Origin of the sequence: Intrasporangium flavum (genome assembly GCF_001956915.1) — a bacterium.
Lineage (GTDB): Bacteria > Actinomycetota > Actinomycetes > Actinomycetales > Dermatophilaceae > Monashia > Monashia flava.
Map to the genome: position 1 here is coordinate 1 of NZ_MLJO01000033.1, position 15,301 is coordinate 15,301.

Below are 15,301 nucleotides of genomic sequence, written 5' to 3' on the forward strand. Positions count from 1 at the left end.
GACACAGAAGGGAGCCAAATCCGCACCGTGCGAGTGTCGTATCGGCCGACTGCTGTTCGTAGCGTAGGTAGGAGTGGACGCCCGGTCCGCCCGACGAAGGGGAGCAGCGATGGCCCAGTACCTCATCTACTTCAACCAGCAGTGGGTCGGCGACCACGACGAGGCCTGGTTCAACAGCCGCGTCGAACCGTCCACGGCCGTCGTCCGGGACATGCAGGACCAGGGCGTCCTGGTCTACGCCGGTGGACTGGTCGAGGAGCTCGAGGAGGCGGCCAGCGCCGACGCCACGAGCGGCGAGGTCGTCGTGAGCGACGGACCGTACGTGGAGACCAAGGAGTGGCTCGGCGGGCTGACCATCGTGGAGGTACCCGACGACGAGACCGCGCGCATGTGGGCGGGTCGGGTCGCCGAGGGGTGCGGCTGGCCGCAGGAGGTCCGCCGCTTCAAGGCGGGTTCGTTGCAGAGGGTCGTCTCGGGCGGGTGAGGTCCGGCGCGGAGCCGCCCTGCAACGGATGACGTCCTCCGACGCCCGCGACGCGGTGCGCCGTCGACCCTCTCGGCAAACCCATGGCTGGCGTCGCGCCGCGGCACTAGGTTGTCCGCGACACGACAGGGGACATCATGAATCTCAACGACGAGACGCGGGGCGGCCTCCGCGTGTTCAGCGTCGACAGCGGGCGCGAGACCATGCGCGCGACGCTGTTCTTCCGGGTGGGTCAGGCCGACGAGCAGCTGACCACCTCCGGCTGGACCCACCTGGTCGAGCACTCGGCCCTGCACGGCTGGAACGACCCGCGGCTCGCGTTCAACGCGTCCGTGGGTCTCTACGCCACGCGCTTCGACCTCGACGGCGAGCGCGACGCCGTCCTGGCGCACCTCCTCAGGCTGATGGGGTGGCTGGCCGAGCCTGAGCTCGACCGGATCGACCACGAGGCCAAGGTGCTCCGCGCCGAGACGCAGCAGCGTCCGATGTCGGCGATCGCGACGAACTACGAGTGGAGGTACGGCGCCCAGGGTCCGGGCCTGGCGGCCCACCGCGAGCTGGGACTGTCGCGGGTCACCCACGGTGAGCTGCGGTCCTGGGTCGGGCAGATGTTCGTCGCGGAGAACGGGGTGCTGGCCACGGACCAGCCCCTGCCCGACGACTTCGAGCCCACCCTGCCGCACGGCGAACCGCACGTGCCCGCCCTGCCGCGCAGCGTCGCGTCGTCGTTCCCGGGCACCCACTGGATCAACTCCGGGCTCGTGGCATCGGGGCGCGTCACCCGCTCCTTCGCCGCCGGCCTGACGCCCGAGGTCCTCTCGCGCACCATGACGGAGGCGTTCCGCCAGAGCCACGGTGTCGCGTACGCACCGTGGGCCGACCTCGAACGCGTCAACAGCCAGAACGCGCTGCTCGCGTGCGGGACCGACATCACCGACGAGGGCCGGCCCACGAGTGGCAGCGAGTTCATGACGCTCCTGGACCGGCTGGCCGACGAGGGGCCGCCGCAGTCGATGCTCGATGACCTGGCCGTCGTGCGCGAGCGGGCCTACCGCGACCCGGCCATCGCGCCCGGTGTCGCCTGGGCTGCCGCCACGGCCGCCCTGACCGGGTCCGAGGTGTACACCTTCGAGGAGGCCCAGGCGCACGCCGCAGCCGTGACGCCGGCGGAGGTGGCCCACGTCGTGGCCGAGTTCCGCAGCTCCCTGGTGCTCAGCCTCCCCTGGGGAGCCGAGGTTCCCGCCGGGACCGGGGCCCTGCGAGCGGGCACGACCGGCGTCCTCGAGGGCGCGACGTGCCACCCGCACGGCTCGGGCGCCGCCTACCTGTGGCTCAGCGACCGGGCCGTCCAGTTCGTCGGCAACGGCATGCTGTCGACCGTCTACTTCGACGACCTCGCGGGCGTGGTGACCTACCCCGACGGTGCCCGCCAGCTGACCGGCAGGGACGGGTGGTCGGTCCTCGTGGAGCCGAACCTGTACCGACGAGGTCGCGCCGTCGTCGCTGCCATCGACAGGAGCGTGAGCGCGGACCTGCTTCTGCCCCAGGCGCCGAGGGACGCGTCCGCCATCCCCGCCCGCACGTCGCTGCTCACCCACGTCGGCAACTGGTTCAAGCGCCACGCTCGGGCCCAGGCGCGGGCGCACGGCGAGATGTTCCGGCAGGAGAGCTGGTTCGGCAAGATCCGGTACGTGGTGGGCCTGGCGTCGCTGCCGTTCTTCCTGCTGCTCCTGATCTCTGCCGTCGCGTCCGCGTTCCGCTGAGGTTCCCCCCTCGGCGGTCCCCGGTCGTCGCCGTACTCTCTCGGCGGCCTCGTGGCGACGACCGACGAGGGGTGACCGAGCCGTTCGGCGGCGATACTGGGCGGGTGGAACAGCCCGGTCTCGGCGCCCTCGTCCTGGTGCTCGCCGTCGTGGCGGCCAGCCTGTGGGTGCTGGCCGATGCGCGGTCGCGCACGCAACGAGGCCGACCGGTCGTCATGACCGCCTTCGGCCTGACGGTCGAACGGCCGGAGGTTTGGGCCGCGCTGTGCCTCGTGGTCGTCGTCGTGTTCCTGCCGCTCTACCTCGTCGCACGCGCCGCCGACTGACCGCCGTCGACTGACCGCCGCAGACTGACCCGGGGCCGGCCACGCGACCGACGTCGCCGACCGGCACGGCGTCAGCGGCGGTCCGGGTCCCCGAGCGGGAGCGAGCCACCCAGGGTCCGGACGATCTCGTCGTCGGAGAACCCGAGGCCTCGGGCGCGTTCGACGAACTCGTCCACCATGCCGGTGAGCAGTCGACGCCGGTCGGTGGCGGCGGGCCGTCCGGCCGCGACCCGTGTGCCACCACCCCGCCGCGAGACGAGCCGGCCCTCCTGCTCCAGCTCGCGGTAGGTCCGGGCGACCGTGCCGACCGCGACGCCGAGGTCGCCCGCCAGCTGGCGCAGCGGGGGCAACCGGTCACCGGGGGCGAGCCGGCCCGCCGTGATGAGGTCGCCGAGCTGGCGGCGCAGCTGCTCGTAGGGCGGCGTCGGGTCGTCGGGGTCGAGCCGCAGCACGAGGCTCAACGCGGCTGCCTCTCGGCAACGGGCTGCATTGCGGCCGAGGGCTGCTCGGACCGCCGGACGACGCGACCGACGAACCATCCGAGCAGCACGACCGCCGCCGGCACCGACGCGAGGAGCAGCCAGCCCACGGGCGTCATCCACCCGGCCGTGCAGTCCATCCGGAGCAGCGCCGTGGCCGTGAAGAAGGCGACGCCGGCGTGGCTCGCAGCCACGGCCCCGCCGAACGCCGCGAGCACCCGCGTCGTCGAGCGCCTGCGCAGCACGTCGTCGCCCAACTCGTCGGGGGCGAAGCCGCGGGGTCGCCGCACGACGGCGACCAGGGCCGCAGCGGCCGCGAGCGCCGTCGTCAGCAGGACCAGCCCCAAGAGAGCGGAGTAGAAGCTCCCCGGGTACGGGCCTGCGGCGCTGCCGTACGCGCCGCAGTCGGCGGCGACCTGACGCCCGGCACGACCCAGGTCGTCGGCCGACGCAGTGCCGGTGGTCAGCACGAGGGTGGCCACGTGCAGCGCGGTGATCGCGACGACGGCGGTGACGAGGGTGCGCTGGGCGAAGCCGGCGACGCGTCGCGGCGCCAGGGACGCCGTGCGGACGCCGGCCGGGCGGGCCGGCCGCACGACGGTCTCGGACAGCGCCACGCCCGCCACGACGAAGAAGCCGAGGACGGCCGGGGCGAGCATCGTCCCGCGGCCCAGCGCCAGGCTCCCCGCCAGGACCCACGCCGCCACTGCACCCACGACCACGGACGCCGCCAGCACCCCCTGCACGACTCGCCACTCGCGCGTCGTGCCCACGTGCAACTCTCCGCTCGACCGCCCCGCGAACGCGACGGCGACGAGAACCACGACACCCACGACGAGCACCAGAAGGACCAGCAGCGGCATCGCGACCTCCACACATCTTGTGTCACCTGGTTGTGACAAGTAGGAGGATGCAGCTCCGGCCCTCTTGTGTCAAGCACTAGACACAAATCGCGCCGTGTCCCGCGCCCGTTCGGGGCCGCATCGGCCCCTAGACGACGTGGAACTCGACGCGGTGCACCAGGGTGTCATCGACGATCGGACCGGCGTGGGCTGCCCTCTGCCGCAACGACTCCCGGTCCGCCTCACCCGACGCCCGGACGTCGTCGTCGGTCACGGCCGAGAACGGCAGCACCTCGATCGAGTCGACCTCGATGAGGACGCCGGCGGTGGGGTAGCGGCCGCCGACCTTGACCTGCGGACGGCTCCACAGCCGGATCGAGACGGTGATCTCGCCCCGCGCCACCGCCTCGCGCAGGTCACGGCTGAACATCACCCCGCCACGCTACGTCCACCTCGACCCCGTCAGGCGGCTCAGGCGCGGTAGGCGCCACCGCGCGTCGGGGTGCCGGCCGGCCGGAACCGGAACCAGGCCCAGAACGCGACCGACGCCATCCCGAACGCCGCGAACAGGGCCACCATCATGAGCACCTGCGGATCGGTGGTGTCCTCGCGCGTGCGCGGGTCGAAGGTCACGGCGATGAGCGCGAACAGCGCGACGGTGAAGACCACTCGCCAGACCCACCGACTCCACTGGGTCACCGCGTGCCCGTCGACGAACTTCATCGGGAGCAGCTGGAAGGCCAGGCCCTGCACGGCCACGACGACAACACTCGCCAGGACCGCGTCGAGCACCCGTCGCGCGCTGCCGGAGGCATCCGTGGCCAGCGCCGCGTCGAGGGGTGCCCAAGCCGTCCACGCGACCACCGCCACGACGGCGAGGCCGGCACACCCGGCGAGGACGGCACGCGCCGACTCTCCCCGATCAAGCCGCGTCGTCGACAGGGCCGCGTACCCGGCGATGAGCCCGTAGACGTAACCGGGCTGGAAGTGCCCGACGAACGAGACCAACGCGCACGCGAGGGCGATGACGAGCGCGGCCGGCACGACGCGCAGTCGCGACGGCACGCGTCCGGCCCGTCGGGCGTAGCGCTCGGCCGGCACCTCGAAAGCGAGCGTGACCAGCGGCAGCGCCACGAGGAAACCGACCGCGTCGAGGGCCGTCTGGACCCCGTCGCGCCCGAAGTTGGAGTCGGTCAGCCCGTAGAGCGCCGCCCCGAACAGGGCGAAACCCGTGATCGCCAGGGGAGTCGAAAGGTGTCGCCGATGACGGTCCCGCCGCGACCTTCGCGGCATCCGGCGCGCGAGGAACGCCCTGATCCGCTCCTCGTTCTCCTCGTACGTGGCCTCGAAGAGCTGTGACGGGAAGCCGATGAGCAGCATGAGCAGGATGGCGAGCACGGCAGAGGTCACGAGGTGCGTCGGCTCGATCAGGGCCGCGTCCGTCGGAGGCCGCAGCCACGTCGCGACGGCCGCCCGCTTCGGCGGCGCGTCCACCCGAACCCGCGTCCCCACCACGGGCGATGTCGTGGGAGGACCCGTCGCAGTGGCTCCGGCCGTGTACGTGGCGCTGTGGGAGGTCGTGGATCGGCTCGTGGTCGCGGTCCCGCTGGTCGTCGCCGACGCGGACGTCCCGGGTGGCGTCGTCGACGTGCTGGCGGGCGGGGTCGTCGACGTGCTCGCAGCCTTCCCTCTCGATCCCCCCGGTCCGACGACCGGGCCTCCTGCCCCACCGGAGACCGAGGGCACGTCGACCGTGACCTCGACCGTGGGCAGATCCACGACCTCCCCCTTGGCGCCCGTGCAACGGACGCCGACCGCGTGCACGCCGCCTGATGCGTCCGTCGGGACGAGGAAGGACGTCGAACCGCCCGGGACGCCAGCGAACATCGTCCACGCCGTGACGAGCTCGGCCGAGTCCCACGTCACCCGCATGCCGCCGTCGAGGCAGCTGGGCGGCACGAGAGCGGCACTGACGGCGATCGCCTGACCGCGCTCGACACGGTCCGGGGTCACCTGCACGACCGGGTCGGGCCTGGCGACGTCCGGCGTCGACACCGTGACCGCCCTCGAGGCCCCTTCGTCGACCGAGTCGCCGACGCACGTGCTCGTCAGCACGTAGCTGCCCGGCGAGGAAGGCGCCGTGACCGAGGTGGTGAACCCGCCACGGATGCCGGTCGCGTGCCATGGCGTCCCGTTCCCGAAGCCGAGCGCCACCGTGAAGTACCCGTCGTTGGCCTGCGAGTAGAGCGTGCAATGGTTCGTGCCCGTCACGGTGAGCGTGCCACCCGCCGCGACCGGCTCCGGACTGACCGTCAGCTGCGGCGCCGCCGCCCGCGCCGGCGCGGGAGCGAACGGCCGGGCTTCGGCCCCCGGCAGGAGGGCCGCGGACGCAGCCACGCACGGGAAGGCGATGACGAGCAGGCCCAGCACGACGGCACTGTCCACCCGATGGTGACGCCGGAGGTCTCGTGTCGTCATTGCCATCACCAACCCAGCCACTCGCCGCAGCAGCTCGTCGCGCTCGCCTTGCATGTCGGAGCCGTTCACGAGCTGCCAGATACGTGAGGACGGAGACACAGGGACGGGGAGAGCGGGCGGAGTGCGTCGAGCGCGGCTCGAGCCGACGGGCACGAGGCGTCGCGTCGGGCGAACCTGAGTGGAACCTGAACGTGCGGATCGCTGCTGCCGCTCCCTCGCCCGTGCGATGGTGAAACCTGCCGGACTGGCCCTTCGGGGTGGACCAGCCAGGTGTCTCCCCGGGCTCGACCGGGCACCGGGGTTGCGTCGCCGGCCCACCCGGCCGGCACCGGCACCGTGCCCACGGGCGCGGGGAGGGGGCCACATGCGCCACCGCAGAGGGATCCAACTGTTCACCGTCGCCGCCTTCTCGGCCGGCGCGCTGGTCCTCGGACCGACGCTGCTGACCGCGCAGGCGTCCACCGTCGTCCGCACCGACACCCCGGTCACGGTCGACGCTCCGTACGTCAAGGCCAACGGCCGCGCCATCACGCCCGGGGACGCCATCGCCGCGTGCGGCGCCAACCGTCGCCAGCAGAACGAGCCGTCGGCCGCCGTCGACGCCCGCATGGCCTCGATCGTCGTCGCCGGCTCCAACGACTACTGCACCGTCGAGATCGCCGGGGGCACGTGGACCGGCTTCTACCGCAGCACCGACTCCGGTGCCACGTGGACCGACAGCCTGCTGCCCGGCTACCCGACCGACACCTCGCCCGAGGGCCAGGCCAGCCCGCTGCAGCGCGCCGGCATCACCAACGCCGGCGACCCCGTGCAGGCCTGGGACCTGCAGGGCCGCCTCTTCTACATGGGCAACGCCTTCAACCGCGTCGCACCCCAGAACGGCTCCGTCTGGGTCGCCAGCTACGACCAGGACGCCGCGCGCTACCTGCGCACCGTCATCGTCGGCAAGGCCGGCCCGGCCCTCAACGGTCGCTTCAACGACAAGACCGCGATCGAGGTCGACCGCGGCGTCAGCAGCCCGCACCAGGGCAACGTCTACGCGGCGTGGAGCCTCTTCCAGGGCATCGGCGGCAACAACTCGATCCAGTTCGTGCGCTCGACCGACCACGGCGCCACGTTCAGCCACCCGATGAAGATCTCGACCGGCTCCAAGAACGTGCAGAACGCGGACATCGCGGTGACGAGCAACGGCACGGTGTACATCGCCTACCGCCAGTTCGACTCCAACCGCGGCCACCAGGAGAGCTCGATCCAGTACGTCGTGTCGCGCGACGGCGGGGCGACGTTCAGCCCGCCGGCCACGGCCGCCACCTTCGAGCCGTTCGACGCCGCCGACTCCGCGGGCGACCCGGCCGCCGCCGAGGCCGCGCACGAGAAGGCCTACCAGGCAGCCGACGGCCCCGAGTCCGAGCCCGGTGAGGAGTCGGTCGGCGACAGCCGCGACTGCGGCTCCGGGCCCTTCGCGTGCCAGAGCGGGTTCGTCTTCTTCCGGCACGACAGCCAGCCGCGCATCACCGCCGACCCGAAGGCCTCGAACCAGAACGTCTACCTCGTGTACGACGCGACGATCCCCGGCACCGAGCAGGCGTCGCAGACGACGTACAACACCGCCGACCCGTCGGGCACGACCCTGCGCGTCGGTCAGGGCGGCGTCTACTTCGCGATGATGGGCGCCGGCGGCTGGACGACGCCGAGGCTCGTGTCGCCGACGGCACGCGGGCACCAGTTCTTCCCCGACATCAACGCCGACGGCGGCGTGCTCCACGCGGTGTGGCACGACAGCCGCAACGACCCCGCCTACAGCGTCCAGTACCCGCCGGGCAACAACGGCGCGGTGCGTGACTCGGCGGGCTTCGCCGCCGCGACGGCGGGGCTCGACACCTACGCGGCGTCCTCGACGGACGGCGGCGGCACGTGGGCCGTCGCGCGCCTGTCGGGCAGCAGCCAGATGCCGAACTACGAGATGTTCGGCGACCGACGCGTCCCGTTCCACGGCGACTACAACTACGTGTCGTCGGTGGGCTCGTTCGCCTACAACACGTGGACCGACACGCGTCAGGTCGCACCCGGGGACGACCCGCGCTACGCGGGCGGCGTCGGGTTCGACGTGCTCCAGTGCCGCACGCAGGACTCCACCGGAGCCTGGTCGGCCGACACCTGCCCCAACGCGGGCGGGCTCGACCAGGACATCTTCGGAGCCGCCACCACGGGCTGAGGCCCGGACCACGTGGTGTGCCGCGGACGCCCTCGCGCGTCCGCGGCACATCCACGCCGGGATCGGTCAGGGCGCTGCGTCGGTCCCGTCCACGGCGTCCACGGCGCGCTCGAGCGACCGCTTGAGCGCGTCGACGGTGTGGCTGCGTTCGCGGGTCACGATCCGCGCGACGATCGGCTTGAAGATGCGCGCCGGCCCGTACAGCTCGGCCTCCGCGGTGTGGTTCACGACCGTCGAGTCGCCGTCGGGCTCGAGCAGGTAGCCCGGGCGCGCCTGGGTGAGCGGGCGGCCGAACAGGCTGAACGTCTCGCTGAAGGCGAGCCGCGTCGACGGCACGTGCTCGGTCACCTCGCCGACGAAGCGCCCCATCCGCGTCCGGTCGACGTACGTCGTGCCGGTGCGGACCGGCGTCGGCGACGTCAGCTCGGTCCCGCCGAACACCCCGTCCCGACGCATCCACCGCCGGTAGCCCGGCAGGTCCGCCAGACGCTCGAACACCTCGCTCGCGGGCCGACGGATCACCGTCCGCGACTCGAACCGCACCACGCTCCCAGCCATGAGGCCTCCTCGAAAACCGAACGGCGGCGACCACCCCCAACGCTAGGCACCGCGTCGAGCCCGCGCACGCGAACGCCGCGCGGACGCATCGACAACGCGCGTGACGACCACCCGGGATGGCCATTCGCCTGCGCCCCGGGCGAGGCTGCGGGACGATCGCGGCAGGCGGTACGCGGCCATCCCGCAGGTCCTCTCCGGTGTGCGCCGACGCGGAGACGGCGGGGGATGGGACATGACGCTGACACCGGGCGAGCTGGCCGACCTGGCACAGAAGCTCGCGGACACGACCAAGACGCTCGCCGACGCCGACAAGGTGCGCGCCGACTCCGAGAAGGCCCGCGCGGACGCCCGGGCCGCCCGCACCGACAAGCTCGTCGAGCAGGTCGCCGGCGCCGTGCCCGACCTCGGCTCGCTGGCCAGGAGCTCGGTCACGTTCGCGGAGGGCAAGGCGCTGCGGCAGGGCGAGCTGGTCGGGCTGGCGCTCGACAAGGTCGCCGCCGAGATCGCCGTCTCGGTCCGGGCCGTCATCAAGGACCTCGACCCCCTGCCCTCGGTGTTCGTCGTGTCGGACCCGCGCGTCGTGTCCTCGATGGCCGCCTACTGGCAGCTGAGGAACGAGGCCGAGGTCCTCACCCTCGAGCTCACGGACGCCGAGTCCGCGGCCGCCGGGGCGCTCGAGCAGCCCGCGGAGCCGACGACGCGCGTCGTGCCGCCCGCCGACGCCGGGCTCGCGGCCGCCGCGGTCGCCGGCAAGGCCGTCACGGAGGTCGCCTCCCTCTTCGAGCTGGACGTCGACGTGCGGACCGGCGACTCCGCCGTGCCGGCGACGTCGGTCCAGGCGGCGGTCATCCGCCACCTGCTCGGGAGGCCCCGACGCCGGTGGTCAGGCACCAGTGGGCGCGGGTGCTGCCCTCGTCGTCCGCCCTCCTCACGGCGGTCAAGGCGCTGGTGCGGCTCGACGTCCGGGCCCACGCGCTCGACGCGAGGCTCGACGGCGCCATCACCGCCCTGGGCGACCCCGCGTCGAGCCTCGCGGCGGCCACGAAGGCGGCCGCCGACCCCGAGACGTCGCCGGCCGACCGCGACGCCGCTCGGGCCAAGGCCGAGCAGGCCCCGCGCGACCTCGACCGCCTCAACGCACTCCAGGCGGTCCGCACCCCGCTGACCGCGACCGTGGAGAAGGCCCGGGCCTTCGCCGAGCGCGTGACGGCCCCGCCGACCGGCGCGCAGGACAGCCCTCTGGCCGTCGCGCTGTCGGTCGAGCCGCTGACCGCGCCGGACGACACCCCGCTCGTCCTCGTCGTCGGCGCGGGCACGGCCGAGACGTACCAGATGGTGGTCAAGCGGCGGCTGTTCGCGCCGCGGGTCCAGTCGAGCACGTCGGTCGAGGTCGACTTCTTCCTCGTCAAGGGCGACGTGGTGCTCGCCGCGGGTCACCACCGGGCCGGCTCGTCGGTGCACGCCCGGATCGGCGGCGGCGGTTCGACGTGGAACAAGGACGCCAACCTCTCACTCTGACAACCAGATCCACGCGCCCGACCTCAGCTGGTCATGCCGCGCACGGGGTCCGCGAGGCGTGTGACACCGCGCAGCACGTCCTCGGCCAGGATCCGCCGGGCTCGCTCCGGCTCCTCGAGCACCGGGCTGTGCGCCGACCGCTCGAACGTGTAGAAGCCCTTGACCGGAGCCCGCACCCGGTCGAGGTACTCGCGGGCGAGACCGATGCTGCACGTGTAGTCGTGGACTCCGTGCAGCAGGTAGAGGGGCACGCCGAGCTCGGGAACCGCCTCGCAGAGGTCGGTGCGAAGCACCTGCTGCCACCCCGGCATGACGCCGGTGGCGAGCTTGCCGCGCCACAGCCGCACCTTCTCCCCGACGGTGTACTCGCGGCAGGTGAGCGAGGGCCCGACGACGCCGGTGACGACCGAGCGCATGTCGTGCGTCGTGCCGACCCCGACGCGATGCATCGCGGTGTCGCGCAGCCGCAGGTACGCCGGCGGGGTACCGCCCGCCGTCGTCACCGGCGCGGCCTCCAGCCGTCTGACCATCCGCTGGTCGCCGAGCTCCCGGTAGCGGGCCACGAGGTACGCGTGGGCGATCCGCTCCGACTCGAGCTGGCGCACCATCTGCGACTCCCCGACGTAGGCATGGAAGCGCTCGGGCGCCCGGGCCGCCGCCTGCAGCCCGAAGAACGTGCCGCCCGAGTGCGCCATGAGGTAGATCCGGTCCTGGCCGAAGCGCTCGCGCAGGTGGTCGGTGACGGCGAGCGCGTCGGCCACGTGCTGCTCCAGCGGCACGTCCCGCGTCGGGGACCGCGGGTCGAACGACAGCCCGGCACCCCGCCGGTCCAGCCACGCGACCGTGAACACGGACTCGAGGCCCGTCGGGTGGCGCGCCGCGAGGAAGTACTCCGGCATGCCGCCGTGCAGGTGCAGCAGCACCGGGTTCGTGGCGTCGACGCCCCGCACGACCATCCCCAGCCGCGCGCCGTCGACACGCACGGACGTCTTCTCCGACAGGCTGCCCGGCACCGGACGCCCCGCCGCATCGGTCACCGGACGCAGCACCCCGTCGCTCCACAGCCCAGACGCGCACAGGGCCGCCGCCGTGGCCGCGGCCACCGCACCGGAGCCCGCCCAGGCCACTGCGCGTCGCACCTCGCTCGCCTCCCGACGTCCGGGTCGCCCACCCGCCCCGCCGGGAGCAGGCCCCTCCGACGAGCATGACAGCGGCGCGCCGGCCCGCGCGGGCGTTCAGCCGTTCATGGGATCCTCCTGTCCATGACAGGGGCCACCGCATGACGACGCAGACGCTCGCCTCCGGCGACACCGACCGGCCGACGCGGCTGCGTTCCGTCGCGTCGCGCCGGGCCCTCGTCGTGCCGGTGACGCTGGCCGTCGCGTTCCTCGTGACCCAGGGCGTCGCGCAGGCGGTGACCCCGTTCATCCGGCAGGACGACTGGACCTTCCTGCTGCCGGACAACACCAAGGACGTCGTCCCGCCGTCGTACTACAACATCAGCGAGGGCCGCTGGCTCAACACCGGCTGGTGGTGGCTCGTCGGCCAGCACGGCACACCCGCGAGCGCCGCGATCACCTACGCGATCGGCTACGCGGTGCTCGTCGCCGGCATGTGGCGGGTGCTGCGCCTCGCCGGAGTGCGCCCCGGCGTCGTCGTCGACGCCCTCTTGGGCCTGGCGCTCTACGCGTCGGCCATCTGGGTGCAGCTGCTCTACTGGCCCGGCGCCCTGACCCCGTCGATCATCGTCGGCGCGGCGGCGATGTGGCTGCTGCCGTGGGCGGCCCGCACCCGCCGCCGCTTCGCGCTCTGGTTCGTCCTCGGCGGCATCGGCGCCGTCCTCACCTACCCGCCGATCGGCGTCGTCCTGCTCATCTTCGCCGTCCTCCACCAGCGCGACGCCCCGTGGCGACGCGTGCTCGCCGTCGTCGGCGCGTGGGTCGCGTCCTTCGGCATCGGCGTCCTCGTCACGTACACGCTCAACCTCGTCGTCAACCAGCACTTCGGCCTCCGGCTCGCCGCGTGGCGACACTCCAACCCGCTCACCTCCCTCGACGCCCTGTCCGTCAACACCGGCCGCTGGCTCGAGACGGTGGGCGCCCTGTGGTCACAGCAGTGGTGGGTCGGGCTCGTCGGGCTCGTCGCCGTCGGCATCGGCTGGCGCGACGAGACGGTCCGCCGGCGCCTCCAGCGCCTCCTCGTCGCGTTCGCCCTCGCCATCGGCATCGACGCCGCCCAGACCATCGGCACCGGCGTCGTCACCGAGGGTCGCGGCCAGCTGTGGACGTGGCTGTTCGCGGTGCTGCCGGTGGCGCTCCTGCTCCTGCCGTCCGCGCCGGCCGGGCTGTCGGGCATCCCGTCCGACGCGTCCGGTTCGTCCGCCGACGTGCGCCCGGCCGCCCCGGGGCCGGGTGGCCGCCTGGCCGACCAGGTCGCGACGCTGCTGCTCGCGGTGCTCGCCATCGGTGGCGTGCTCGCGTGGCGGGCCGACATCGGCGTGCACCAGGCCACCCGGATGACCTTCTCGGACATCGCCGTTCGGGCCGCCGCGCAGGTCACCGCCTCGACGCCGGACGGGGAGCCACCGGTGGTCGTGCTCTACCAGGACCCCGTCGTCGCCGACTCCCGCAACGGACGCCTGACGCTCAGCACGTTCTCGATGGCGCTGCGCGTCGAGCAGGGGCTCGTGCCGCAACCGTGCGCGGGTCAGGAGTGCTCGCAGCTGGCCGCGCAGCGACCCGGCAGCGTCGTACGGCTCGACCCGACCACCGACGGCCGCCCCGTCGTCGGCGTCGTCATCCCCACCCCGCCCGCCTGGCTCTGAGGCCATCCGCCGCTCCCGCGCACAGGAACCGTGCAGCGCACGAGCATCCTCGACGCAGGTGGCTCCCGGATTCGGGGCACCCGCCGCGAGGTGGCTGCGAAGTGCCTGCGGGTTCACTTGGGACGCCGCCCCGGGCCGTTCCCGGTGCCTATCGTCGAAAGGGTCGCGGGCCGATCGCCCGCGCCGTCCCGACCGCACGGACGCACCCAGGACCATGACGACACCATGACGACGCAGACCCTCGCCCCCGCCGCGAACCCGCGGCGAACCCGGTTCCCGAACCCGAGGAGCGCGGGTCCCTTCCTCGTCCCGGCCGTCGTCGCCGTCGCACTGCTCGTGACCGAGGGCCTGTCGCAGGCCGTCACCCCGTTCATCCGCAAGGACGACTGGCCCTTCCTCGTCCCGGCCGGCACCACCGGCGTCCCCTCGGCCGTCGCCCACGACCTCACCGAGGGCCGCTGGCTCAACACCGCCTGGTGGCACCTCGTCGGCCAGTACGGCACCCCGACGACGGCGGCCCTGACGTACGCCGCCGGCTACGCCCTGCTCGTCGCCGGCCTCTGGCGGGTCCTGCACCACGCCGGCATCCGCCCCGGCCCGCTCGTCGACGCCCTCCTCGGCCTCGCGGTCTTCGCCTCGGCGGTGTGGGTGCAGCTGCTCTACTGGCCGGGCACGCTGACGCCGTCGGTCCTCGTCGCCGCGGCGGGCGCGTGGACGCTGCCGTGGGCCGCCCGCTCGCGGGTCGGGCTCGGCGCGTGGCTGCTGCTCACCGAGGTCGCGGCCGTGCTCTCCTACCCGCCCGTCGGCGTCGTGCTCGTGCTCTTCGCGGTCGTCCTGCTCCGCGACGCGCCGTGGCGCGGCGTGCTCGCGCTGCTCGGCGGCTGGGTCGCCGCCTTCGCCGTCGGCGTCGGGATCGCCTACACGCTCAACTGGGTCGCCTTCGGCGACTTCGGGCTCAAGATCGCCTCCTGGCGCCACCCCGACCCGCTCACCTCGCTGCACGCCCTCCACGTCAACGCCTCCCGCTACGTGCACGCGTCGCTGTCGCTCTGGGCGGGCCAGTGGTGGGCCGCGGTCGCGGCGGCCGTCGCCGTCGTCGTCGGCTGGCGTGACCCGGCCGTGCGGCCGCGGCTCGAGCGCCTCCTGGTCGGGCTGGCCGTCGTCGCCACGATGGACGCGGCCCAGACCCTCCTGACCGGCATCGTCACCGAGGCGCGGGGCCAGCTGTGGACGTGGCTCGTCGCGCTGCTCCCGGTCGCGCTGCTGCTCGACGGCCGACGCGTCCTCCATCTCGGGCTGCCCCGGGGCCGTTGGCTGCCCGTCGACCGGCTCGCCGTCGCGGCGCTCGTCGTCCTCGCCGCCGGCGGCGTGCTCGCGTGGCGCGCGGACGTCGGCGAGCACCAGTCCACCCGCGCCCAGTACGCCGCCATCGCGGCCGACGCCACCCACGCCCGGCCCGACGGCAAGGACCCCGTCGTCGTGGTCTACCAGGACCCGGCGGTGCGCCCGACGCGTGCCGGCAACATCATGGCCGGCACCCTGCGCTTCGCGGTGCGCCAGGACGACGAGGGCACCTTCCCGCGCTGGTGCACCCCTGTCGAGTGCCGTGAGATCGCGGCCCGCACGCACAGCCGAGGGCACGGGTCGGTCTTCGACCTCGGACGCATCGGCAACCTCCCCGACGTCGTCGCCGTCGTCGTGCCGACCCCGCCCACGTGGATCTGACTTTGTGACGGGTGGGACTCAGTGCTCACTCGACGGGAGTAATGGCCGGGCGTGCCGAGCTTGGACACGCACTCGACGGGAAGGGAGGG

The 15,301-nt window shown here is 73.4% G+C and carries 14 protein-coding genes; 8 read left to right on the forward strand and 6 right to left on the reverse strand.

The genetic code is table 11. The features are described from left to right. The first annotated feature begins 109 nt into the window (after positions 1-109). The 3 genes from BIV28_RS19155 to BIV28_RS19165 all read left to right on the forward strand — a co-directional run bounded on the left by BIV28_RS19155 (position 110) and on the right by BIV28_RS19165 (position 2,573). Positions 110-484 (forward strand): YciI family protein, encoded by a 375-nt coding sequence (locus tag BIV28_RS19155; RefSeq protein ID WP_076264132.1) that lies wholly within the window; start codon positions 110-112, stop codon positions 482-484. Positions 485-621: 137 nt separating this feature from the next. Then, positions 622-2,247, forward strand: coding sequence for a peptidase M16 family protein (locus BIV28_RS19160; RefSeq protein ID WP_076264133.1), 1,626 nt, complete (start codon positions 622-624; stop codon positions 2,245-2,247). Positions 2,248-2,351: 104 nt separating this feature from the next. Continuing rightward, positions 2,352-2,573, forward strand: coding sequence for a hypothetical protein (locus BIV28_RS19165; protein ID WP_076264134.1), 222 nt, complete (start codon positions 2,352-2,354; stop codon positions 2,571-2,573). Between the two features lie 71 nt (positions 2,574-2,644). On the opposite strand, the gene BIV28_RS19170 is transcribed toward BIV28_RS19165, so the two are convergent. From BIV28_RS19170 to BIV28_RS19185, 4 genes are all read right to left on the reverse strand, one after another. After that, complete coding sequence (locus tag BIV28_RS19170) at positions 2,645-3,025, reverse strand: GntR family transcriptional regulator (RefSeq protein ID WP_341350241.1); 381 nt, start codon at positions 3,023-3,025, stop codon at positions 2,645-2,647. Between the two features lie 5 nt (positions 3,026-3,030). Beyond that, positions 3,031-3,915: a hypothetical protein gene (locus BIV28_RS19175; RefSeq protein ID WP_207556124.1), complete on the reverse strand. Its 885-nt coding sequence runs from the start codon at positions 3,913-3,915 to the stop codon at positions 3,031-3,033. A 127-nt stretch (positions 3,916-4,042) separates the two neighbouring features. Then, positions 4,043-4,324 carry an ASCH domain-containing protein gene (locus BIV28_RS19180; protein ID WP_076264137.1) on the reverse strand — a complete coding sequence of 94 codons (282 nt, stop codon included), beginning with the start codon at positions 4,322-4,324 and terminating at the stop codon, positions 4,043-4,045. A gap of 41 nt (positions 4,325-4,365) precedes the next feature. Then, positions 4,366-6,339 carry an FGLLP motif-containing membrane protein gene (locus tag BIV28_RS19185; RefSeq protein ID WP_076264138.1) on the reverse strand — a complete coding sequence of 658 codons (1,974 nt, stop codon included), beginning with the start codon at positions 6,337-6,339 and terminating at the stop codon, positions 4,366-4,368. A gap of 397 nt (positions 6,340-6,736) precedes the next feature. Here BIV28_RS19185 and BIV28_RS19190 point away from each other — a divergent pair, with 397 nt between their 5' ends. Continuing rightward, positions 6,737-8,587, forward strand: coding sequence for a sialidase family protein (locus BIV28_RS19190; protein WP_076264139.1), 1,851 nt, complete (start codon positions 6,737-6,739; stop codon positions 8,585-8,587). Between the two features lie 66 nt (positions 8,588-8,653). On the opposite strand, the gene BIV28_RS19195 is transcribed toward BIV28_RS19190, so the two are convergent. After that, positions 8,654-9,145 (reverse strand): SRPBCC family protein, encoded by a 492-nt coding sequence (locus tag BIV28_RS19195; RefSeq protein ID WP_083707527.1) that lies wholly within the window; start codon positions 9,143-9,145, stop codon positions 8,654-8,656. Positions 9,146-9,377: 232 nt separating this feature from the next. Here BIV28_RS19195 and BIV28_RS19200 point away from each other — a divergent pair, with 232 nt between their 5' ends. Both BIV28_RS19200 and BIV28_RS19205 read left to right on the forward strand, forming a co-directional pair. After that, complete coding sequence (locus BIV28_RS19200; protein ID WP_076264141.1) at positions 9,378-10,310, forward strand: hypothetical protein; 933 nt, start codon at positions 9,378-9,380, stop codon at positions 10,308-10,310. Positions 10,311-10,318: 8 nt separating this feature from the next. Continuing rightward, positions 10,319-10,663, forward strand: coding sequence for a hypothetical protein (locus BIV28_RS19205; RefSeq protein ID WP_076264142.1), 345 nt, complete (start codon positions 10,319-10,321; stop codon positions 10,661-10,663). A gap of 23 nt (positions 10,664-10,686) precedes the next feature. Here the strand turns inward: BIV28_RS19205 and BIV28_RS19210 are convergent, their stop codons facing one another. Further along, complete coding sequence (locus BIV28_RS19210) at positions 10,687-11,802, reverse strand: alpha/beta fold hydrolase (protein WP_207556126.1); 1,116 nt, start codon at positions 11,800-11,802, stop codon at positions 10,687-10,689. A gap of 140 nt (positions 11,803-11,942) precedes the next feature. On the opposite strand from BIV28_RS19210, the gene BIV28_RS19215 reads away from it, so the two are divergent. Next, positions 11,943-13,487 carry a hypothetical protein gene (locus BIV28_RS19215; protein WP_076264143.1) on the forward strand — a complete coding sequence of 515 codons (1,545 nt, stop codon included), beginning with the start codon at positions 11,943-11,945 and terminating at the stop codon, positions 13,485-13,487. Positions 13,488-13,712: 225 nt separating this feature from the next. Then, positions 13,713-15,212 carry a hypothetical protein gene (locus tag BIV28_RS19220; RefSeq protein ID WP_076264144.1) on the forward strand — a complete coding sequence of 500 codons (1,500 nt, stop codon included), beginning with the start codon at positions 13,713-13,715 and terminating at the stop codon, positions 15,210-15,212. Positions 15,213-15,301: the final 89 nt, after the last annotated feature.

What these genes read in the sequence shown, in the direction of transcription:
- BIV28_RS19155 (WP_076264132.1), top strand. Translation starts at nt 110, where the DNA reads ATGGCCCAGTACCTCATCTACTTCAACCAGCAGTGGGTCGGCGACCAC.
- BIV28_RS19160 (WP_076264133.1), top strand. Translation starts at nt 622, where the DNA reads ATGAATCTCAACGACGAGACGCGGGGCGGCCTCCGCGTGTTCAGCGTC.
- BIV28_RS19175 (WP_207556124.1), bottom strand. Translation starts at nt 3,915, where the DNA reads ATGCCGCTGCTGGTCCTTCTGGTGCTCGTCGTGGGTGTCGTGGTTCTC.
- BIV28_RS19180 (WP_076264137.1), bottom strand. Translation starts at nt 4,324, where the DNA reads ATGTTCAGCCGTGACCTGCGCGAGGCGGTGGCGCGGGGCGAGATCACC.
- BIV28_RS19190 (WP_076264139.1), top strand. Translation starts at nt 6,737, where the DNA reads ATGCGCCACCGCAGAGGGATCCAACTGTTCACCGTCGCCGCCTTCTCG.
- BIV28_RS19195 (WP_083707527.1), bottom strand. Translation starts at nt 9,145, where the DNA reads ATGGCTGGGAGCGTGGTGCGGTTCGAGTCGCGGACGGTGATCCGTCGG.
- BIV28_RS19200 (WP_076264141.1), top strand. Translation starts at nt 9,378, where the DNA reads ATGACGCTGACACCGGGCGAGCTGGCCGACCTGGCACAGAAGCTCGCG.
- BIV28_RS19215 (WP_076264143.1), top strand. Translation starts at nt 11,943, where the DNA reads ATGACGACGCAGACGCTCGCCTCCGGCGACACCGACCGGCCGACGCGG.
- BIV28_RS19220 (WP_076264144.1), top strand. Translation starts at nt 13,713, where the DNA reads ATGACGACGCAGACCCTCGCCCCCGCCGCGAACCCGCGGCGAACCCGG.